Raw genomic sequence first — 21,800 nt, 5'->3', positions numbered from 1 at the left:
ATTCTCCAGTTCCTAACTATTCCTCTTCGCCCAATACATCTGCTTGTGCCCTTTATCTTCGTAGTCTTTCACTAATGACAAAGCTTCGGATTGGGTCATGCCGCCCTGGATGAAGAAGGTATTGTTGTTATCGTCCTGACGCCAGACGGACCAGTTTGGCGTTGCCGTTTCAACAAGGTCGGACGGTTCGAAGGCCGTTTGATCCAAAGGGCATTTTCTAATGACGAAATGCTCTGTCAGGCCCTGAAATGGCGCTTGTTGGGATAAGTCTGCAATGGCTTGATCGGCCTTGGCTCGGGAGGTGAACACGCCGATAAAATCAGAAGGGGTCGTGTGATGGGAGGGGGAGAAAAATAACGCGTAGACGAGTTGCATGGCTAATCATCACCTGTCTGAATGGAGCGTTTCAACGGGTGATGATTATACCTGAAACTGTCGTCAGAAGCCTTTTAAATCTGAGACTTAAGAGAGCCAGGCGTCCCTGCCCTTGCTGCATAATCCCTATCTGAAATCCTGCTTACCGCAGTTTTTTATCAAGCTGCGCGCTTTAGAATTTCCCGGCTGACGTCCAAGGTGATTGCGCGATTTTCGCCCAGTGCGGTCATGCCGTGTTTTTCCAGCGCGTCAACCAGCGCCGGAACCGCTGTGTCGCCTTCAATGCCTGCATGGGAGAGTCTGGTGGGGATGTCCAAGCTGCTGTAGAGACGTTCGATGGCTTCGATCGTGGTTTCCGCCAGCTTGTCGTCCTGAGGCAGATTGAACACATTACGCCCCATTTGCTCCAGTTTGGCGCGCTTGTCCGCCATTTGCACGCGCAACAGCGAGGGCTGCACGATAGCCAGAGTACGGGCGTGGTCGACGCCGTAAAGCGCAGTGATTTCATGACCGATCATATGAGTCGCCCAATCCTGCGCCACGCCGGCGCCGATCAAACCATTCAATGCCTGATTGGCGGTCCACATCAGGTTGCTGCGCCATACATCGTTGTCACGCTGTGGAAACTCTTCCGCCAGACGCACCAGATTACGCAACAGCGCTTCCGCGTAGCCATCCTGCACCCAGGCGTCGCCGTTATGGGACAGGTACTGCTCACAAATATGCACGAATGCATCGACAACGCCGTTGGCGACCTGACGTTCAGGCAAAGATTTGATCACATCCGGGTCCAGCACCGCGACGCGAGGCAGCACTAATGGGGAGCCGAAGGACAGCTTTTCTTTGGTCGCGGCTTTGGTCACAACGGAGCCGCCATTGGACTCTGAACCTGTGGCCGGCAAGGTCAGCACCACGCCAAGAGGCAGCGCGCGAGCGATAGTGTATTTGCGGGTGAGAATATCCCAGCCATCGCCGTCATGCAGGGTTGCAGCCGCGATATATTTACAGCCGTCGATCACCGAGCCGCCGCCCACCGCCAGGATGTAATCCACCTTCTCACGGCGCGCCAGCTCAACGGCTTTGTCCAATGTCTCCACCGTAGGGTTGGCTTCTACGCCAGAAAACTCCACCCAGGAATGGTCTTTCAGCGCGTCTTTAATTTGATCGTAGACGCCGTTCTTTTTGATGGAGCCGCCGCCGTAGACAACCATCACCTTTTGCTCCGCGTCGATCAAAGACGCCAGCTTGGCGATGCGGCCTTGGCCGAACTCAATGCGAGTGCTGTTGGAAAAAGAAAAATTCATACTCACTTCCTTTAGTCGCGATAACTTTACAGGCGCGTCGACACGGAGCGGCGCCGGATTAATTGCGCATACTCATAGAGGGCCTTTCACTATGAGGAAGATAAAAACATCCGCGTCGAATATGGGACAGGAACATACTCCTATCCCATCAGGAAGCAAAGCGCCCAACCCTTTGCAAAGGGAAGTTAAACAGAAATAGGCAAGGATTCGACAGAATCGGGATAAAGGGAATTGCTCAACGCTGCATCGTCACTGTGAGGAAGCAGCGTTATATGACTTTAACGAATCAGGCGATTCGCCCACTTGAAATTATGCCGGGGCTTCCGCCTTTTCTTCGATGGGGGCGTCTATCACAACAGCCCTGCGCCGTTTCTTCAGAATAGAGCCATTCACCCACAAATAAAACAACGGCACAAAGAATATCGCCAGGGTTGTCGCCGTCAGAACGCCGCCCAGTACGCTGGTTCCGATTGCGTTCTGGCTTGCTGAACCAGGTCCGGTGGAGAGCGCCAGAGGAGCTACGCCGGCGCCGAACGCCAGTGAGGTCATCAGGATGGGACGCAGTCGTAAACGGGCGCCCTCCACGACTGCAGTCATTGGAGTCATACCCTGGCGCACCGCCGCTTCGGCGAACTCCACGATCAGAATCGCGTTCTTGGCGGACAGTCCGATGGTCGTCAGCAATCCAACCTGGAAATAAATATCATTGGGCAAACCGCGCCAGTACACCGCCAACAGCGCGCCCAACACACCAAGAGGAATAACCGGCGCCACCGCGCAGGGTATGGTCCAGCTTTCGTACAACGCCGCCAGACACAGGAACACAAACAGGATCGACGCCAAATACAGCAGCGGAGCCTGTCCGCTGGCCAGCTTGTCCTGATAGGACAGGCCGCTCCATTCAAAGTTGGCTCCCGGTAAACGCGCCGCCTGCGCTTCGACCTGCGCCATCGCGTCGCCGGAGCTGACGCCTTGCGCCGCCGCGCCGAAAATGGGAATGGCGTGCAGGCCGTTATAGCGGCTGATTTCCGTGGGGCCGTTGCGCCACTCCGTACCACTGAAAGCGGTGAAAGGCGTCATGGCGCCGCCGGCGCCGCGCACAAACCAGTGACGCAGATCGTCCGGCGACGCACGATAAGGAGCGTCCGCCTGCACCAGCACCTTCTTCACTCTTCCCTGATGCACGAAATCATTCACGTAATAACCGCCCCAGGCGACGCTCAGGGTCTGGTTGACATCCTCCAGCGCCAGCCCCAAAGCAGAGGCCTTTTCGCGATCAATCTCCACGCGCAGCTGCTGGACATTGCGGTCAGGGCCAGCGCGCACGTAGGAAAAGCGCTCGCCATCCTGAAGATTTCGCTCCAGCTTCGCCGCCGCCTCAGTCAGCCCCTCTGCGCCCAAACCACCCAAATCCTGCAACCAGAGTTCGAAGCCGTTACTGCGACCCAGACCTTCAATCGGCGGCAGCACCATGCTGTAGGCCTGAGCGTCGCGCAGGCGACCAAAAGCTTCTGTTGCGCGATCGGCGATCGCCTGCGCGCTGTTTACTGCGCCCTTCCGTTCAGACCAGTCTTTCAACGCCACAAACCCCATGCCCGCGTTTTGTCCCGCGCCGTCAAAACTGAAGCCGGACAGAATATACACGGACTCCACATTCGACTTTTCCTGCTCCAGAAAATAGCGTTCGATCTCTTGCGCCACCTTGGCGGTGCGGTCGTAGGTCGCGCCCGCAGGCAGGTTGAACTGAACCAGAACGGTTCCCTGATCTTCGTCGGGTATAAACGCCGTGGGCAAGCGCCAATACACCAACGCCATCACGGCCACCGCTAACAGGTAGACGGCGCTGAAGCGCAACGGCCGCGACAACATAAAACCCAGGCCGCCGACGTAACGATGCTGAACTCTGCCGAAGCCGCGATTCAAGGCGCTGAACACGCCGGCGGACACCTGACCATGACGCAGGAATCTGACGCAAAGCGCCGGCGTCAAACAAATCGCCGCCAATGCTGACAACGCCATCGCCGCCACCAAAGTCACGGAGAACTGCCGATAGATCACCCCTACCGATCCAGAGAAAAACGCCATGGGCAGAAAGACTGCCGCCAGCGCCGCCGCCACGCCGATCAGCACGCCGGTGATCTGCCCCATGGACTTCAACGTCGCCGCGCGCGCATCCAGTCCTTCCTCGCGCATGATGCGCTCAACGTTTTCCACCACAACAATGGCGTCGTCCACTAACAGACCTATCGCCAGCACCATGGCGAACAAACTGAGCGTATTGACGGAATAGCCAGCGACGGCGAGCACGCCGAATGTTCCCAGCAGCACCACAGGCACCGTAATCGCGGGGATCAAGGTGGCGCGCCAGTTCTGCAGGAACACGAACATGACCAGCACCACCAGCGCCACCGCTTCCACCAGAGTCAGCAGCACTGATTCGATGGACAACTTCACGAAACGCGTGGTGTCTTCCGGGAAGGCGACTTCCACTCCCGAAGGAAAATTACTGCGTAGTTGCGCTACCCTTTGCTTCACCGCCTCGGCGACCTGCAAGGCGTTGGCGCCAGGCGCCAGCATGATCGCCAACCCTGATGCGGGATGCCCGTTAAGCTTACTGGTTCCGCCGTAGTCTTCCGCGCCTAACTCTACCCGCGCCACATCGCCCAGTCGCACCACGGAGCCATCCCCATCGGTTTTGATAAGAATGTCGCGAAACTGCTGCGTCGACGTCAGCCGCGACATGGCGGTGACGCTCACGTTCAATGGCTGTCCCGGTCTGGCGGGAAGCGCGCCGAGTTCGCCCACGGAGACTTCTGTATTCTGCGCCGCGATGGCGTCGATAACGTCCTGGGGCATCAAGCGATAACTGTTGAGTTTGTGCGGGTCCAGCCAGATTCGCATGGCGTAGGAGGAACCAAAATTCTGCACTGATCCCACGCCGTCCACCCGGCTGAGGGGGTCCTGCAGACTGCCCGCGAGCCAGTCGGAAATATCCGTGTCGCTGAGGCGGTCGCTGGCGTCATAAAACGCCAGAATCATGAGAAAGTTGTTCTGGGACTTATTAACGGTCAGCCCCTGTTGCTGCACCGGCGCCGGCAAACGTCCCGACGCCTGCGCCGCTTTATTCTGCACTTGCACCTGGGCGATATCCGCATCGGTCCCATGCCGGAAAGTGAGCATGACTTCCGCCGCGCCGGAGGAACTGCTGCGGGAACTGAAATACATCAGGTTATCCAGCCCTTTCAGTTCCTGCTCAAGAATCTGCGTAACGCTGTTTTCCACCACTTCAGCGGACGCGCCCGGATAGTTGGCGGAGATCATAATCGTCGGGGGCGCGATATCCGGATATTGCGATACCGGCATGGACATCAGCCCCAGCGCCCCAGCCAGCATCACCACAATCGCCACCACCCAGGAAAACACCGGGCGGTTAACAAAAAATTCAGCCAATCGCTGGCGGCTCAGGTCATCCGCCTGTACAGGATCTTTCATTGTCGCCGCCTATTACTGAAGGGCCGCCGCAGCGAGATCAACGGCAAGCTCTGTAGCTCGCACTGGCTCGCCGGGGAAAGCGTTCAACAGACCTTCCACGATCACCCTGTCGCCGGGATTCAAACCAGCGCCAACAATCCAGTGACGTTCCTGCGCCCCAAGGATATGCAAGAGGCGCTCTTCCACGACCTCTTCCGCCGTCACCACCATCGCCATGGCTTCGCCGCGGGCGTTGTGCGTCACGGCTTGTTGCGGCGCAAGATAGACATCCGAATGCACGCCCCGCGTCAGTTCCGCCCGCACGAACATCCCGGGCAACAGCAGCCCATCGGGATTGGGAAACTCCGCACGTAAGGTCACCGAACCGGTCTGCTCGTTCACACTGACTTCCGTCAAACGCAGAACGCCTGGGTGAGGATAGTCGGAGCCATCTTCCAGTTTCAGCCTGACTTCTTCGCCTGCTTGAGAAGCCGACTGTTCAGACAGAACCCTGCGCAAGGAAAGCAACTCGCGACTGGATTGCGTCATATCCACATAGATTGGGTCCAGCTGCTGCACCAACGCCAGCGGCGCGCTCTGCCCCTCCGTCACCAAAGCCCCCTCGCTGACCGCGGAACGACCGATGCGTCCCGCGATGGGCGCGGCGATCTCCGTGCGTTGCAAATCCACCGTCGCCAGTTGCAGCGCCGCCTGCGCCGCTTGCACCGAAGCTTGCGCCTGCCGATAGTCGCCCTGAATGTCTTCATGGTCCTGCCGGCTGACGCTTTTATTGGCGGCCAGCTCGGCATAACGCCGACTCTTTGCGCTCAGGCTGTCCAGCCGCGCCTGGGCGGTCGCCAGATTCGCCTGCGCCTGATCGAACAAGGCCTGATAGCGATCCGACTCAATGCGATACAACGCCTGCCCCGACGCCACCCGCGCCCCCTCGGTAAACAGACGGCGATCGATAACGCCATTGACCTGTGGGCGCACCTCCGCGGAACGATAGGCGACCGTCCGCCCAAATAACTCCGTCCGAATTGGCGCATCCTGAGGCGACAGCGTCACCACCCCCACTTCCGGCGGGGGCGGTGGAGCTGGCGCAGGGGCTTCCCGCTCGCCGCATCCGGCCAGTAACAAGGGAAGCATCAGGGGGCGTAACAAGTGGCGTAACAATTGGAGTAATAGGTGGCGTAACAAGTGGCGTAGCAAATAGCGAATTTTTTCCATGATGACTGCGTTCGAAACTTCCTGAATCGGGAAAGACGCCCAAGACGCGCTTCCAAAGGATTGATGGTGGTCAACAAACACTTAATGATAATAGTTATCATTTGCGTTACCATTATATGAGTTCTGACCGCCTTCCTGTCAACGCGTTAGCGCCGCTTTTCGTCAACGATCCGCGCAAAGCCAGCGTCAGCGCGATTTAGGGCTCAATCAATCACTTCAAGGGGTAGAGATATCACAATGCTGCACAATCGCTTTTTGTTTCTTTTCCTGACGCTGTGCGCCAGCTTGCTAACCGCCTGCGGCGCAGACAGAGACGTCGCCGCCAACACGTCGACACAGGCCGCGCCCGCCCTCACCGTTCAAAATGCGTCAACCTGGCCGAGAACGCTGTCCACATCGCAAGGCGACCTCATCCTGGAACGCGCGCCGCAGCGCATAGTTTCCACCAGCGTGACCCTGACTGGCGTTTTGTTGGCCATTGACGCCCCCGTGGTGGCCAGCGGAGCTTCCTCACCCAACACCGAGGTCGCCGATGCACAGGGCTTTTTCCGGCAATGGGGCGACATCGCCCGTCGACGCGGCGTACTTCCGATCTATCAGGGCGCGCCGGACGCCGAGGCCATCATCGCGGCGGAGCCGGATTTGATTGTCATGGCGGGAACCGGCGGCGACTCCGCTCTCGCTCTTTACGAGCAACTCAGTTTGTTCGCGCCGGTGTTAGTGCTCAACTATGACGATAAAAGCTGGCAGCAGCTGGCCTCTCTCCTGGGCGCCGCCACAGGCCGCGAGCAACAGGCGCAGTCGGTAATCGATGAATTCAACGCCAGGGTCGCCGATGTGAAAGCGCGCATCCAGCTGCCGCCGCAGCCGGTCTCCGCGCTGGTGTATTACGAAGACGGCTCCGGCGCCAACCTGTGGACGCCGGATTCCGCGCAAGGCCAGTTATTGCAGGCGCTGGGCTTTGAAGTCGCCACGCCGCCCTCCCATGTTCAGGGCGGCACTCGCCAAGGCGTGCGTAAAGACATCGTACAGCTCGCCGGAGAGAACCTTTCCGATGGGCTACAGGGACGCACCATGCTGCTGTTTTCCGCCAATGAAGACAGGGTCCGGCAAATCAGCCAGGATAAGTTTCTCGCCCATACGCCCGCTATCCAGAGCAACCGGGTATACGCCGTGGGGCTGGATACCTTTCGCCTGGACTACTACAGCGCCAGCAATTTGTTGCAGCGACTGACCGACCTGTTTCCTGAGACGCCTGCCGCAGTCGCCGACGCCAATACGTCGTTTATCACCCATCCTTGAGAGCCAACCGGGTTTACCTTCTCTACCCACTGCGCCTGAATCACCACTGAGCGCAGTGGGTCGTCCCGGCATTAAGCTGGTTCTTCGTTTTCTGCGACAAAGCCACTCATAGGTTCGGTTTCTTCTGGAGGCGCGCCGGATTGCATTTTCCGCAAGGAGCCGAACCCCAAGGTCATCGCCGCTCCCGCCATCGCCACCGCGACGCCGAAGGAAAAGACGCCCAGCACCGGCGTCACCGCCCGCGCCAACGCGCCCAGTCCAACCGCGCCGACGCCGTCGCCAACCACATCCTGAGCGCTCCACAGGCTGTTCACCCGCCCCAGCAACCGATCAGGCGTATGGCTTTGCACCAGCATGAACTGCAACAGAGACGTGATAGAGCCGAGATATCCGACCAGCGCCAACGCCACAAGCGCCAGCCAGATATGACTGACTACGCCAAGGGACGCCACTGCCAGCGCTGAAGCGGTCATCGCCCCCAGCATCAACGCGCCAGGACGCCGCCAGCCGCCGACCCAGCCGCTGGTGAAGGCGCCAAGCATCGCTCCCAGAGGCACGGCGGAGAACATCAATCCGACCTCAAAGGCGCCGCCGCCATAACCTTCTTCAGCCAGGGCCGGAAACAGCACGCGAATCGCGCTCAATACCGTCTGCGCCGTGCCAACGACTATCACAGCTCCGACTATTTTGTGGCGACAGAGAAATTGAAAACCCTCCAATAACGCCTGCAGAGGATGCCCTGGCGGATGATCCCCGGGCTTCAAGGATGGCAGCCGCACCAGAGGCAGCAAGGTCGCCACGGTGCCGACGCCCGCCAGCAGATAGTTCCAGCTCACGTCGGCGGAGACGATAATCAGGCCGCCCACCGCAGGAGACATCACCGCGCCAAAACGCACGGTAAGCATACTCAACGCCCCGGCGGCGGCCAGGTTTTCACGCCCTACCAGGGTCGGAATCGACGCCATCAGCGCGGTGATGCCCATGGCGCCGAAAAAACCGTCCCAGGCGGAAACGATATATAACGCCAGCAGCGACGGCTCCGCCACGAAACTGTTTAACGCCAGGGCGAGAAACCCGACGCCACACAGAAAACGCGCCGTCAGAATCAACTTGCGACGGTCGAAGCGATCCGCCAATACCCCGCCGCACATCAGACCGACAAACATGCCGACGCTGTCCAGCGCCATGGCGAAACCGACCTGCAGCGCGGAGCCGGTAAGCTCATGTATCTGCACCGGAACGGCGACCGTGAGAATGCCAAGGGCGAATACCGACATCATTCGCGCCACGAAAACAGCGCGAAAGTGCGAGTTGTTTTTGAGCAGACTGAAGTCCACAAAGATAGATGATTTGCTCATTACACCAGCCAAAGAAGTGATGAATAGAAGTGATTTCCCTGCCTCTATTCGCAGGATTGCGCGGCAATGGTTTTACCCGGTGGCGCAGCATGATAGTATACCAATCGTTAATACAAATCATTCTCATTTGCATTAAGTGATATTTTGAGCGGCGTAACTCTCTCCCCCTCTTCCAATTCCTCCCGGCCTTATGGTCGGCGTCATTGCGTGAAGACTCGTTGGGCTATCTTTCTAGTCAGCCTGGCGCTGCTGGGTCTGATCGCCGCACTCAGTTTAATTCTGGGCGCGAAGGCGATTCCCTTCGCCACCGTGATGGGCAGTCTGTTTGGCGACACCAGCGGTCCTGACGCCACTATCATCCTGGAAAGCCGCTTACCTCGTACGCTATTGGGTCTGTTGGCCGGAGCCGCCTTGGGGGCTTCCGGGGCGTTGATCCAGGCATTGACCCGCAACCCGCTGGCGGAGCCAGGCATACTTGGCGTCAACGCCGGCGCTGGATTGGCGATGGTGCTTGGAGTGGCGTTTTTCGGTATCCACTCCCAGGCAGGCTACCTCGGAATGGCGTCGCTGGGCGCCTTACTCACCACGTTATTGGTGTTCTTCGCGGGCTTTTACGGGGCGACGCGCATGGACCCATTGCGTTTCGTGCTGGCGGGGGTCGCCATTGGCGCAGTCATGGCTGGCGTGGCGTCCGCCGTCACCCTGCTGCACCCTTCCGTCTTCGACACCATGCGTTATTGGAGCGCGGGCTCACTGAACGTGCGCAGTCTGGAGCCGGTGTTGTGGGTCGCTCCGGTCATCGTTGCCGGGATTCTCCTGGCGCTGTTCCTGGCGACGCCGCTTAACGCCATCGCCATGGGAGAGGACCTGGCGGTGGCGCTGGGCGCGAAACCACAGTGGGTGCAGGGCCTATCTATCCTGGCGATCACCTTGCTGTGCGGCGGCGCCACCGCAGCAGCCGGACCTATTGCTTTCATAGGCCTGATGATTCCCCATATCGCGCGCTGGCTAATGGGCGCCGATCAGCGCTGTATTATCCTGCTGACGCTAACCCTCTCTCCTTGTTTGCTGCTGTCAGCGGATATCCTGGGACGCTTCCTCACCGCAGGGGAACTACGCGTCTCCATAGTCACCGCTTTTCTTGGCGCGCCCATGTTGATCTGGCTGGCGCGACGCCATCACGGAGGCGCACAGTGAATCGCGCCGACTACTTTCTCCTTGGCGGAATGGACGCTCCTTTCAACCTCCCTATTCACAAACGCGCGCTGGTGTTGGGATGCATACTGTGCGTGATATGTCTGGGACTGGGGTCTGCCGCGCTGGGCTGGGGAACCTTGACGCTGCCTTTCAGCGACGTCATGAACGCGCTATTCGGCGCAGGCCCGGAACAGGCGCAAATTGTCGTGACGCAATGGCGACTGCCCCGCATCACGGCGGCGTTGATTCTCGGCGCTGCGCTGGGGGTGAGTGGAGCCATATTCCAATCGTTACTCCGTAACCCATTGGGTAGTCCTGACGTAGTCGGCTTTAATACTGGCGCATACAGCGGCGCGTTGCTGGTGATCGCTGTCTTCCACGGCGGATACTATACGACCGCCGCCGGAGCCTTATTAGGCGGATTAACGACGGCGCTGCTGGTGTATGCCCTCGCCTGGCGAAAAGGGCGCGCTCAGGGATTCAGATTGATCATTGTCGGCATCGCGGTCAGCGCCCTGCTCAATGCGCTTAACACCTGGATGATGATCAGCGCGAGCCTGGAAGCCGCCATGTCCGCCGCCCTGTGGGGAGCAGGTTCGTTGAACGGCCTCACCTGGAGCAAAGCGTCACCCTCCCTGATTTTTTGTCTGCTGGCCATCGCCGCCGCAATCCCTCTGCAAAGACGCCTGCGCCTGCTGGCCATGGGCGACGACGCCGCGCAGGCGCTGGGCGTTGCTGTTAACCGCTCACGCCTGACGCTCATGATTCTGGCGGTGTCACTCACCGCCGCCGCCACCGCCGCCACCGGTCCTATCAGTTTTATTGCCCTGGCGGCGCCGCAGATCACCCGCCGCTTGCTGGCCGCCGATGGCGTCAGTCTGCTGAACGCCGCGTGGATGGGCGCCTTGTTGCTCCTTGCCGCGGACCAGATCGCACACCACCTGTTCGCCCCCAGTCAGTTGCCGGTTGGCGTCGTCACCATCTGCATCGGCGGCGTTTATCTGGCCTGGCTGCTTATCAACGACTCACAGCGGAAAACCTCATGACGCGACAGCCCTCCCCTCTGCATATCGAACCACCGCAACGCCAGGCGCCGCGCTTGCGGGCTCAAAACCTGACGGTGGGATATGATCAACGCATGATCAGCGAGAATCTCAATGTTTCGATTCCAGATGGGTCTTTTACGGTGATTGTGGGTCCCAACGGATGCGGCAAGTCCACGTTGTTGCGCAGTCTTTGCCGCCTGCTGAAACCCGTCTCCGGCGAAGTATTGCTCGACGGTCAGGACATTAACCGCTATCCCGCCAAACTGGTTGCGCGTCAGCTGGGACTGCTGCCGCAAAGCGCCAACACCCCGGAGGGCATCCGCGTGCGGGATCTGGTGGCCCGAGGTCGCTATCCTCATCAAAGCGCCTTTCGCCGCTGGAGCCGGGAGGATGAAAACGCCGTAAACGAAGCCATGATCAGTACCGGCGTTGAGGATTTAGCCGACCGCTTGGTGGATGAGCTTTCCGGCGGCCAGCGTCAGCGCGTCTGGGTCGCCATGGCCCTGGCCCAGCAAACGTCTTTATTGCTGTTGGACGAACCCACCACCTATCTGGATATTACCCATCAGATTGATTTGCTGGAGCTGTTTCGCMCCCTGAACCGCCGAGACAACCGCACCCTCATTGCGGTGCTGCACGACCTCAACCACGCCTGCCGCTACGCCACTCACCTCATCGCCATGCGCGACGGGGCCATCATTGCTGAAGGCCCGCCCGCCAGCATCATTTCCGAAGCGCTGGTGGAAGAGGTCTTCGGCCTGTCCAGCCTGATCATTGAAGACCCCGTGAGCCATACGCCGCTGGTGATACCCAGAGGCAAGGGACAAGCGCAAGCCTTGTCGATTGCAGACAGTTAGGGAACCTCTGAAAAACGCTATCCCTTCGCCCCAGCTTGCAGCAGATGCGAGAGATAACCCTGTTTGCGAATGATAAAAGCTATCAACGCCTGCGCGAAGTCCGCATCCACCGCATCGATGACGGACTGTCTGGCGGCCAGCTGTCGGCGCCAGGCTTCGACCTTCGCCAGCCCCTTAAACAGATCGATTTTGATTAAAGAGTTAAACACGTCGAAATAGCGAAACACCGGCGCATAAACAGCGTCCACAATCATGAAGTCGGCGCCAGAAAAGTAAGGGCCGACAATCACGTCTTCCAGCCGTTCAAATCGGCGCCGAAGCAGTTCTTCCGCATGGCTGAAACTCTCCTTGTCCTGAGCGGAATAATATCTGCCGATCGCATCCAGGGTTTGTGAGCCAAATTCAATCCATGACCGATGCAGCGCCCGTAATTTAGGGTCCGCCGGGAACAGACTTCCCTCCGTGACTTCATCAAGGTATTCGCATATCACCGCCGATTCGAAAATAGCATCCTTGTTATCTACCACGAGTAAAGGCACTTTTCCTGTGGGTGAAAGCGCCAGAAACCAGCCCGGCTTGTTCGCCAGATCGATATCCGTGCGTTTAAATACAACGCCTTTTTCCAGCAGCGTGATCACAGAGCGCTGCACGTAAGGACATAACTTAAAGCTAACCAGCTCAATCGTTGCGGTATTCATTTCAAGCCTCCTTGGTGATGGCGTAACGACCATTGCCCAAGAAAACCTGGGTGGCCGCCATCAAGACCAAAACCAGTGGGTATTCCCAGCCGCCGCCTTCATTTGCAAACAACCAGCCCGCATCCCAATGCGCCCAAGTCGCGCCAAGCAGAATGGGCGCAACCATGGCGGCGGCGATCTGGCTATGAAAACCAACGATGAGCGCAATCCCGGACACCGCCTCCACAAAGAAAACGAGGTAGGCCAGAAATGCCGGCAGGCCGATAGAGCTGAAGAATTCAGCCGTGCCCGGCAGTGTAAAAACGACCAGCTTCAAATACAGGCTATGGGTGATCAACACCACGCCCAGCGTCACGCGCAATAGCAAAGCCGCCAGTTCATAGTTTCGGGAAATAGTCATGTGCGTCTCCAAGTGAATAGTGATGTTTTCATTCTATTCATTGCATTAATGCGTTATCAGTTGTAATTTTTGAAATCCTAAATTGCATAAATGCATTAGTTATGGACTGGAATTCTCTGAAGATACTCGCCCTGGTCGCCCATAAAGGGTCTATGTCCGGGGCGGCGAAAGAATTGGGCGTCAACTACACAACCGTGTTTAGACGCATGGAATCTCTGGAAAACGAGATCGGCGGGAAGTTGTTCGAGCGCGGCTCAAAAGGCTATGTCGCGACGCCGTTGGCGGAGAAAATGCTCGTGTTCGCCAACCGCATGCGCGACGGCGCGGAGCAGATCGAACGCCAGATTGTCGGCAGGGAGTTTCAACCTAGCGGCGTCGTGAAGATTACTGCTCCCTTCAATATTGCTAACCGTTACCTGCCGGAGGCATTGCGCCCCCTTGCGCAAGATTATCCCGACATCACTTTCGAGATACTCTCCAGTAACGATGATTTCAATTTGAATTCACGGGTCGCCGACATCGCCGTAAGAGCGACCAGCTCGCCGCCAGATCATTTGATAGGCCGCAAGGTCGCTTCGATCCCCTGGGCGATGTTTGTCGCGGAGTCGTTTATGGAGCGCTTCGCGCAGCCGCCAACATTAGAAACCCTGGCGGACTACCCGCTTATCGGCGCGTCGGGAAGCATGCTCAACCTGCCCGCGTTTACCTGGCTTGAGAAAAATCATGCGACCGCCATCGTGGCGAGATGCAACGAACTCACCGCCATGTCCTATTGCGCAGAAAGCGGACACGGCATTGCATTTCTGCCAGTGGATCAACGCCGCAGCGGATTGGTCGAGTTGGCGGAGTTTGCGCCAGGAAAAACCAGCGACATGTGGGTCTTGAGCCATCCAGATTTAAAAAAGACCGAGCGCATACGGATCGTTGTTGAGCAGCTTGTTAGCTATTTTAGGAGTCTGGATTTTTAAGGCTGGAATGTGGCCGGGATTGACGCCCCAGCCGAAAACTCAATTTCTGAGCATCAAATCAGCTAACTGACTTCAGTTACAACTGGATAATGATCTCCGCCTTGCTCATGGTGTCGTTCTGTATTCTTGGTGGAAACACCCTCGCTGCGCAGAAAAAAATCAAGTTCTTTGCCAGAGCCAGGGTGCGTAACCTTACCGCAGCTGGACGGGTAGACTTTAAAGCCTCTCGACGCTGTTCCTATCTGGACGGTTCTGGTCATACCACTGGGTAGTTCAGATGGCTGACAGTTGAAGTCGCCTCCGACAATAAAAGTATTTTCGCCAATATTGTTAATCAGAGACATCGCCGTTGTGGCGTCAAACTGACCACTTCCACCAGCATTAGAATGCAGCGTTCCAATCACCATACCATTGTATTGGGTATAGATTACGCTTCGTCCGGTATCGCTTTGCAGGTATTTTGAGTCAAACGACAGCCCCACATGCCGGGTTATGATGCATGTGGTGCAACGATTATTCAGAGCACCGGCCTGCCCTACACTGTATAGGATCTTGTGCGCCGAAATGGCGTCTAATTCTGCCTGAGTTAGACCGCCGCACTCTTGTATTAAAACAAAGTCGCAATCATTCAGCAGTTGCTTCAGTATCTTTTGTTTAGGGTCCGTAGTGGGCTTTCCCTGAGAGTTCCAAGTCGCTATTTTCACATTCACCTCAACTGGATCAAAATCATATTAGCCGTTATTCAATGATAAATATCAGGCGCCAACCAGAGACTCAATGGTCAGCACAGCCGCCAATATTTTCGTGAACTCAGAGGGTAAGCGGGGCTATATCCGTCATTCCTTCAGTTGATCCAAAAAATGACCCGATCCAAACAATTCCCAGAGAAATATAGGCGATGAAAATTCAGCGCTTTTCCACAAAGTCCTAGGCATGGGGCCTGGAATAACACGACAGCACTGGAACAATCAGGAGATGACAGGCCCTTACATACGCCCAGCCCTGTCGTTTGGCTAATTTGATTATCCATATCTCGCTGACATCAACGTTCTACGCGGGAAACAATCCCTCGTTTATTATTAAGGAGCCGGTATCTCTGCAGCCTGAAAGAGCGCCAACGCTGGTAAACATCGCTGAAGACTCTCTGACCCTTCGCAGATCTTGGCGTCATCACACAATCCCTATCAATTACTGACGAGTCGCCGTTACTTGAAACAACTTAAGCGAACCGATAAGAGAGTCAGGGGCGCAAGCGTGCTGAACCAGCTTGTTATAGGTCTTTTCAGCTTGTCCCGGCTCAATAAGCTTGTAGCGTATGAGGTCCGCCGATAATTGTTTAAACGAGTACGCCACAACCAGCTTCTCTCTGGCGTCCGTCAACACGGGCTGCTCGATGTGAATATCACACACTTTCAAAGCAGCCGGCATATCGTTCAGTAGACGGCTTCCATAGTCGTAATTCACCTCTTTCATCTTGCCCAGTTCAAGCACCAGCTCATTAACGTAATAGAACTCGGGCAGATAGGGATAGCAAAACAGGCAGGACACTTCCGGCTCCTCAAAAACAGCCGCTCCGCCGGGATTAAGCAGCCCTGCGACTCTCTCCAGATACGTTTGTTTATGCTGCTGGTGCATTAACACGAAACGACCGTAAACGCAGTCAAACCGGCGCTCTATCTCTGCGGTATTAATATCCGCTTCCATCAAGTCCACGTTGAAGCGTTTCTCGTTCTGGACCCTTTTCTCCGTCTGCTGGAGTTGTTCCTTAAAACAGTCAAGGCCAGTAATCGTACCCTGCTCGCCGGCAAGCAGGCCGGCCCAATAGCAAAGCAGACGCCCATGTCCACAACCTATTTCCAGTACCGTCTTGGGACGGTAACGCTCAAATACCCCATGACGAATATATTTTTCGCTTATTTCGCCATATATATCATTTAAAATATCCAGCCGCTCGACATCTTCATTCCCTATCGCCAAGGCGTAATCAGCCGCCATCGCAATCTCCCTGAATAATTAACCCGGCGGACAACCCGCTTCCTTGTGATTGCCCGTAACCTGTTGATCCGCCACGACAGGTCCTGGATATCTCTGGCACTACCTCCCTCAACATGTCGCCGCGCAAACGCATCCCTGCATCTGGCTATTAACTTGCCATACCAGCGCCATAATATTCTGTTACCGAGTAATGGAAACCGCTTATTTTACTGAGTACTTTTCAATATTGGTTTCAGGTTCATGTCCAGAATTCAGTTCTGTTTGATTGCGTCAGGGAATACGTGCTGGATAGCCACCGATTTCAAAACCGATAACTATTTCAAATGACGACGGCAGACACCAAAATGCTCGCAAGGGCCGCCACCCCGAGAGTCCCATCCACCGCCATGATTACTTTGCCGCAGTTCAATCTTTGTTCCGCGATGTCCAAATGCGGCGGCATGTTTAAAGCAGATGCGATGTCTTTCAGAACCTGATCCAATTCATTCTCGTCAGCAACGCTAATTGAAACATGCTGCGTTGCGTTTTCCAGCAGGAAGGACAAGTAAGTAGCGCCATTCTCCTCCGCCACAAACGCCCAGGATTGCACCTCGGCAATGAGGATCTGAAAGCGCGGTTTGAGAAAGCCGCAATCAATGGTCAGAACATCTTTAGCGTTTTGTATTTTCATAACACCTTCACTTACCCATTATCATCACGATGACTGACAGCTAATTTACAATACTCTTCAAACGCCAAGGCGAAGTCCGAACCAGGGCTGTAGTAAGCGCCCTCGTATGACTGCGTCACTTTAGCTGACGGCGCTATTCTCTTTATTTCATACAGAAATTCAAACAGCGCATTAACTTCTTTGGGACCCCATTCATTGCCCATGCGGTAATCAAATTCGACGCCACTGTCGCCAAGGCAAATGGAAAGCTGAGGTATCGCCACGCCATTCATCGCAAAAACATCGAGTAGATGTCGAAAGCTCTCCGCTTTCCCTTGGACAAAATATAAGGCCGGGTCTGCAATTTCAGAGATCAGCATGTCTCGATCTTCTTCCAGGCTCCATAGCATGGCGTCCCCCGCTGGCCTGGTAAGCGACATTACCCAGCCATAGATTTTCACCAGCTCGTCCTGGGTGATGTTTTCCACCCAAATATCAGGCAATGAGCCTTCATCGTCTGTAAACAGATGCCCAAGCCTCTTCCATAACGAATTTATATATTCCGATCCAGTCACAATATTCACGCCCACTTCAATTATCCATCCAGACAGCAAAACTCTCCCATAAACCCCACCACCTAGATTTACCAACTATTAAGACTACACTTATGACAACCAGGAGGTATAAGGCGACAAGTGCGCCTCTGGATCGTGTAGATTGCATTGCTTATGGAGAAAGCATCATGCAAACAGGCTCTTCTCATAGCAACCGCGGACTCGGCCTTCGTGTGGCGGTTCTGACTGTTTTGGCTTCTCTTGTCATTGTTCCCGCCGCGCACTTTGTCACTCGCAGCGCGGAAATCAATAAAATTCTGGCGCAGCAATCCGTGGAAGTATCCGGTCAGGCGCAGCTGCGCATCAGCAAGTTCAATGACGAGATTGAAGAGTACATTCACGTCACCCAGTTTCTCTCCAGAACCCCGCCCATTCAGGGAATCATTCGCGCATCGGAGAATGACGGGTATGATCCGTTGGAGAATAATCGTCTCGAAACCTGGGAGCATCGCCTGGAAGTCATATTTCGCGAATACCTGTTGATTAACGACACCATCCTGCAGGCTCGTTTCATTGGACTCGCCGACAATGGCAAAGAGCTGGTCCGCGTGGAGAGAGACAGTGGCGGAGCCGTCGCAGTAGTCGCCCGGGATAAGCTTCAGCCAAAAGGAGACAGTCCCTACCTCAGGGAAACAATCAAGCACAAAAAAGGCGAGACGTATATCTCCCCTATCAATCTGAATAGAGAAAACGGCGTTGTCGCCACGCCTTTGACGCCCACCCTCCGCTTCGCGACGCCAATCTACGACGGTCTTGGCGCTGTGTTTGGCATTGTCATCATCAATGTCTACGCTGAGCCGGTAATCGATTCCACCTTAGCGGAAGATCTGCCTGCGGATTACAACGCCTATCTCACCACCACCGGTAACGATTTTATTTACCATCCCGCCAAAGGCATGGAGTATGGATTCGATCTGGGCAAGAGAAACACCTGGGCGGACGAATTCGCCAACCCGCCCCAGGCGGGAGAACTGGCGCTGTCCCGCATCAGCGCGCTGCGCTATTACACCTATCCGTTTCAAATCGTCTCCTTAGATAGTCGCGCCAATGCGCCGCTGAACTTTATTCTAACCATACCTCAGTCGCTGGTGTTGGCCTCCGCCGCTAACGCCGCCTGGGTGCAGGCTGGAATACTGGTAGTCCTGCTGGCCCTGTCCGGCGTGCTGGTGTATTTCTACTTGTCCTATATGGGCCGCAAAGTGAGCTTGTTGAAGGACCAGGCGCGCCTGTCCGCCATCATCGACAATTCCAGCGACGCCATCATCAGCCTCTCTTCGCGGGGGGTGGTGGAAAGCTGGAATAAATCCGCGGAGGAGATGTTCGACTATGCGGAAAACGAAGTCCTTGGCAAAAATCTGGCGAAACTGATCGTTCCAGATCGCCTGAAAAGCGAATACACCGACGCCTTGAAAACGATTAATCAGGGACAGACCGTCAAGGCGTATCACACCACCCGGCAACGCAAAGACGGCGCACTGGTGAATGTTTCCGTCTCCTCCTTTCCGATCAAGTCCAGATGGGACGGCAGGACTCTCGGCGCCGCTGCGATCATTCGCGACATCACAGACAAAGTGGAGGCGGAGAATCAGATCAAGGCGCTGAACCAGAAGCTGACCAACGACGTGAAAGAACGCACGTTGGAGCTGGGTGAAGCGGTGAATAAAGCGCTCTCGGCGAATAAATCAAAGTCGGATTTTGTCGCCAACATGAGCCAGGAAATCCGCAGCCCCATGTCCGCCATTTCCGAAACCCTGCAAGTGCTGAGACGCACTGCGTTGAACTCTCAGCAGGAAGACTGCGTGGAAAAACTGGAGTCCGCCTCTCAGTCCATGACCTCATTCGTCAGTGACCTGCTCGACTACTCCAAGATTGAAGCGGGTCAGCTTGAGCTGGAACCACACGCCTTCAATCTGGACAAGCTGCTGCGGGAAATCAGTTATCTCGTTTCCGCCCATACCGAAAACAAAGACATCGAAGTCATTTTTTATCTGGACCACAAAATCCCCAATAACCTGGTGGGCGACGAGGCCAGACTGAAACAGGTGCTCATCAAGCTTCTCAGCAATGCGGCCAAATTCACCAATCAGGGAGAAATCACCTTAACCGTGAAATTATCGGTGATGACTCAGGATGAACTGGAGCTCAAGTTCAGCGTAGAAGACACCGGCATCGGCATGACGGATGATCGCTGCAAAGACATATTCGAAGCCTTCGTACAGGACGACGCCTCCGCCTCCAGAAAATATGGCGGCAGCGGTTTGGGGCTCGGCATCTGTAAACAGTTGATTGAAATGATGGGGGGCGATATCAAGGTCCGCAGCGCGCTCGGAGAAGGCAGCGCGTTCAGCTTTAACATCAAAGTGGCGGTGGRTGAAAACCGCACCGGCGAGTTGAACATCAACCGCCCGGAACTAAAAGCCTTGCGCATCCTTATCGCCGACGACAACAAACGGGCGGCGGCCTGCATCAAAGAGCTGGCGCTCACCCTGGGATGGAGTTCGGATGTCGTCCTGTCCTTACCGGAACTGGCGACCCTGTCCCAGGATTCGCAGAAGAAATACGACGCCGTGTTCGTCGATCTGAATATGATCAAAGCCAGCGGCGCCAATCCGACGGAGGAGTTGCAGAAAATACGGCGCTCCGATACGCCTCCGGCGCTGATTCTGATGACCAACAGCGGCAAGGCCATCCCGGGTCTGCGGGACGCCCAGATCGACGCAGCCTTTGACGGCCTGTTGTCCAAACCGGTCACGCCGTCGATGTTGCTGGATTCCGTCGCCGAAGCGCGGGCGTCGCAATCCAAATCCGCGCAAAAACGCCGCAGTCAGGAAAGCAGCGTGATAACCGGCGCCAGTTTATCCGACATTCGGATCTTGCTGGTGGAGGACAATCTCACCAACCAGCAGATCGCTTCCCAGCTGCTGCAGGCGGAAGGCGCGTTCGTGGATATCGCCTCCACCGGAAAAGAAGCGATCACCGCCATCACCCACGCAGGCTCTCAATTCGATATCGTGCTCATGGATATCCAGATGCCGGAAATGGACGGCTATGCGGCGACCAGAGCCCTGCGCGAGAAGTTCGGCTACAAAACTCTGCCCATTGTGGCCATGACCGCCAACGTACTCGAAAAAGACAGAGAGGAGTGTCTGGCTGCGGGGATGAACGATCACATTGGCAAGCCCTTCGACATCAACGAATTGTGCCAGGTCATTCTCAAGTACACCGATGAAAGCCGCCTGGACAAGGCCGCCCATCCGCATGCAGCCAGCGACGTCACCCTGGAATCCGTATTCAATAAAGGCGCGGAAATCGGCATTAATGTAAAAGAAGCCGCCGGACGTTTCGGCTCCAATTTCTCAGCGTATCGCATTGCGCTGGAAGGCTTTGAAGATGACGTCAACCGCCTGCTCATTCATCTAAGCGTGCCGTTCAACACGGAAAACACGCGGGAAATCGAGAAAGAACTCCACATCATGGGCGGGCTCTCCAAAACCATCGGCGCAGACTCCCTTTCCATGCTCTGCAAACGTGTAGAAATCCTCATCATGAACCACGCCCTGCGCCCACAGGTCGTATCCCTGCTGCGACGCTCACTGGAAGCCTCCCTGCACGCCTCAAGGAAAATTCTCCTCTACCTGGATGAACTGACGCCCCAGGCGAAGCGCAACGACTCCAAGTCCAACCAGGCGTCATGACACGCAGACCGGCGCCATGGGCAAATTAAGAGGACCATCTCGGCGGGAGATGATCCTCTTTGTTCTTAAAATATCCCCCACCAGTGAGATAGGATGAGAGTAGTTTGAACCTCAGGCATTCCTTCACATGACACAACTCAAAGCGCTCACACTCAACCAACTCGTCCGCGTCAATACCAAAACTATAATCCTGACCATCGGCAGCATCTTATTACTCAACGCCTGCGCCACCTTCACCTCAACGTCCACCAAACAGCATTACATCGACCTGACCTACCAAGACTTCGGCCCACCCTCCCTGGCGACGGATTTATTAGGCTCCGAATGGTGGCAATGGAATCCCCACGGCGACCCCAGACCAAGACACTACGACGTTCACGTGATCGTCTACCGCAGCATGACGGAAAACGACATCCGCAAACACTTCCCCATCGACGAAGCCACCGAAAAAGACTACCGCTACCTCCCCTACACAACCGCCATAAATTACCTCGACGCCAACATCACAGCACTCGCCTCAGATGACGAAAGCGTTGTGCAGGAGATCAGGGAGCAGTTGATTCAGACCAGAGGAGAGATAGTTCGAGCGTTGGGAGATTGAGTCGTCTAGTCATTGTAGCCAATTACGACCTGCCCACCCC

At 56.0% G+C, this 21,800-nt stretch carries 18 protein-coding genes; 7 read left to right on the top strand and 11 right to left on the bottom strand.

Features of this window, described 5'->3' with window-relative positions; translation table 11 throughout:
- Nucleotides 1-12: 12 nt before the first annotated feature.
- The 4 genes from KP814_RS29890 to KP814_RS29875 form a co-directional block, all read right to left on the bottom strand.
- Nucleotides 13-375: a hypothetical protein gene (locus KP814_RS29890; protein ID WP_216740216.1), complete on the bottom strand. Its 363-nt coding sequence runs from the start codon at nucleotides 373-375 to the stop codon at nucleotides 13-15.
- Between the two features lie 158 nt (nucleotides 376-533).
- Nucleotides 534-1,679 (bottom strand): iron-containing alcohol dehydrogenase, encoded by a 1,146-nt coding sequence (locus tag KP814_RS29885; protein ID WP_216740215.1) that lies wholly within the window; start codon nucleotides 1,677-1,679, stop codon nucleotides 534-536.
- Between the two features lie 309 nt (nucleotides 1,680-1,988).
- The gene (locus KP814_RS29880) at nucleotides 1,989-5,171 is read right to left on the bottom strand and encodes an efflux RND transporter permease subunit (protein WP_305858284.1); all 3,183 of its coding nucleotides are present in this window, start codon (nucleotides 5,169-5,171) and stop codon (nucleotides 1,989-1,991) included.
- Nucleotides 5,172-5,183: 12 nt separating this feature from the next.
- Entirely contained in the window at nucleotides 5,184-6,380 is a 1,197-nt protein-coding gene (locus tag KP814_RS29875) for an efflux RND transporter periplasmic adaptor subunit (RefSeq protein WP_253938737.1), read from the bottom strand.
- A gap of 237 nt (nucleotides 6,381-6,617) precedes the next feature.
- Here KP814_RS29875 and fepB point away from each other — a divergent pair, with 237 nt between their 5' ends.
- Nucleotides 6,618-7,682, top strand: coding sequence for a Fe2+-enterobactin ABC transporter substrate-binding protein (fepB, locus tag KP814_RS29870; protein WP_216740214.1), 1,065 nt, complete (start codon nucleotides 6,618-6,620; stop codon nucleotides 7,680-7,682).
- Nucleotides 7,683-7,753: 71 nt separating this feature from the next.
- On the opposite strand, the gene entS is transcribed toward fepB, so the two are convergent.
- Nucleotides 7,754-9,040, bottom strand: coding sequence for an enterobactin transporter EntS (entS, locus tag KP814_RS29865; protein ID WP_216740213.1), 1,287 nt, complete (start codon nucleotides 9,038-9,040; stop codon nucleotides 7,754-7,756).
- A 207-nt stretch (nucleotides 9,041-9,247) separates the two neighbouring features.
- Here entS and fepD point away from each other — a divergent pair, with 207 nt between their 5' ends.
- The 3 genes from fepD to KP814_RS29850 are packed head-to-tail and all read left to right on the top strand — an operon-like array spanning nucleotide 9,248 to nucleotide 12,140.
- A complete protein-coding gene (gene fepD / locus KP814_RS29860) occupies nucleotides 9,248-10,237 on the top strand; it encodes a Fe(3+)-siderophore ABC transporter permease (RefSeq protein ID WP_216740212.1) in 990 nt (329 codons plus the stop codon).
- The gene (gene fepG, locus KP814_RS29855) at nucleotides 10,234-11,283 is read left to right on the top strand and encodes an iron-enterobactin ABC transporter permease (RefSeq protein WP_216740211.1); all 1,050 of its coding nucleotides are present in this window, start codon (nucleotides 10,234-10,236) and stop codon (nucleotides 11,281-11,283) included. Before fepD ends, fepG begins: the two co-directional genes overlap by 4 nt.
- Nucleotides 11,280-12,140 (top strand): ABC transporter ATP-binding protein, encoded by an 861-nt coding sequence (locus KP814_RS29850; protein ID WP_216740210.1) that lies wholly within the window; start codon nucleotides 11,280-11,282, stop codon nucleotides 12,138-12,140. Before fepG ends, KP814_RS29850 begins: the two co-directional genes overlap by 4 nt.
- Nucleotides 12,141-12,157: 17 nt before the next feature.
- On the opposite strand, the gene KP814_RS29845 is transcribed toward KP814_RS29850, so the two are convergent.
- Together KP814_RS29845 and KP814_RS29840 are read right to left on the bottom strand one after the other, a co-directional pair.
- Entirely contained in the window at nucleotides 12,158-12,838 is a 681-nt protein-coding gene (locus KP814_RS29845) for a glutathione S-transferase family protein (protein ID WP_216740209.1), read from the bottom strand.
- A 1-nt stretch (nucleotide 12,839) separates the two neighbouring features.
- Nucleotides 12,840-13,238: a DoxX family protein gene (locus KP814_RS29840; RefSeq protein ID WP_216740208.1), complete on the bottom strand. Its 399-nt coding sequence runs from the start codon at nucleotides 13,236-13,238 to the stop codon at nucleotides 12,840-12,842.
- A 101-nt stretch (nucleotides 13,239-13,339) separates the two neighbouring features.
- On the opposite strand from KP814_RS29840, the gene KP814_RS29835 reads away from it, so the two are divergent.
- Nucleotides 13,340-14,206, top strand: a complete 867-nt coding sequence (locus KP814_RS29835) for a LysR family transcriptional regulator (RefSeq protein ID WP_216740207.1) — start codon at nucleotides 13,340-13,342, stop codon at nucleotides 14,204-14,206.
- 62 nt (nucleotides 14,207-14,268) lie between these two features.
- Here KP814_RS29835 and KP814_RS29830 read toward each other — a convergent pair whose 3' ends face one another.
- The 4 genes from KP814_RS29830 to KP814_RS29815 all read right to left on the bottom strand — a co-directional run bounded on the left by KP814_RS29830 (nucleotide 14,269) and on the right by KP814_RS29815 (nucleotide 17,353).
- A complete protein-coding gene (locus KP814_RS29830; RefSeq protein ID WP_216740206.1) occupies nucleotides 14,269-14,910 on the bottom strand; it encodes an endonuclease/exonuclease/phosphatase family protein in 642 nt (213 codons plus the stop codon).
- Between the two features lie 484 nt (nucleotides 14,911-15,394).
- Nucleotides 15,395-16,201 (bottom strand): trans-aconitate 2-methyltransferase, encoded by an 807-nt coding sequence (locus KP814_RS29825; RefSeq protein ID WP_216740205.1) that lies wholly within the window; start codon nucleotides 16,199-16,201, stop codon nucleotides 15,395-15,397.
- A 319-nt stretch (nucleotides 16,202-16,520) separates the two neighbouring features.
- Nucleotides 16,521-16,871, bottom strand: a complete 351-nt coding sequence (locus tag KP814_RS29820) for a hypothetical protein (RefSeq protein ID WP_216740204.1) — start codon at nucleotides 16,869-16,871, stop codon at nucleotides 16,521-16,523.
- An 11-nt stretch (nucleotides 16,872-16,882) separates the two neighbouring features.
- Complete coding sequence (locus tag KP814_RS29815; RefSeq protein ID WP_216740203.1) at nucleotides 16,883-17,353, bottom strand: hypothetical protein; 471 nt, start codon at nucleotides 17,351-17,353, stop codon at nucleotides 16,883-16,885.
- Between the two features lie 239 nt (nucleotides 17,354-17,592).
- Between KP814_RS29815 and KP814_RS29810 the strand changes: the two genes are divergently transcribed.
- Together KP814_RS29810 and KP814_RS29805 are read left to right on the top strand one after the other, a co-directional pair.
- Entirely contained in the window at nucleotides 17,593-21,159 is a 3,567-nt protein-coding gene (locus KP814_RS29810) for a response regulator (protein WP_216740202.1), read from the top strand.
- Between the two features lie 127 nt (nucleotides 21,160-21,286).
- Complete coding sequence (locus KP814_RS29805; protein WP_216740201.1) at nucleotides 21,287-21,760, top strand: hypothetical protein; 474 nt, start codon at nucleotides 21,287-21,289, stop codon at nucleotides 21,758-21,760.
- The last annotated feature ends 40 nt before the right edge of the window (nucleotides 21,761-21,800 follow it).

Source organism: Hahella sp. HN01, from assembly GCF_018986435.1.
Taxonomy (GTDB): domain Bacteria; phylum Pseudomonadota; class Gammaproteobacteria; order Pseudomonadales; family Oleiphilaceae; genus Hahella.
Note: the sequence above shows the minus strand (reverse complement) of the source record. Positions and strands in the feature narration are given on the sequence as shown.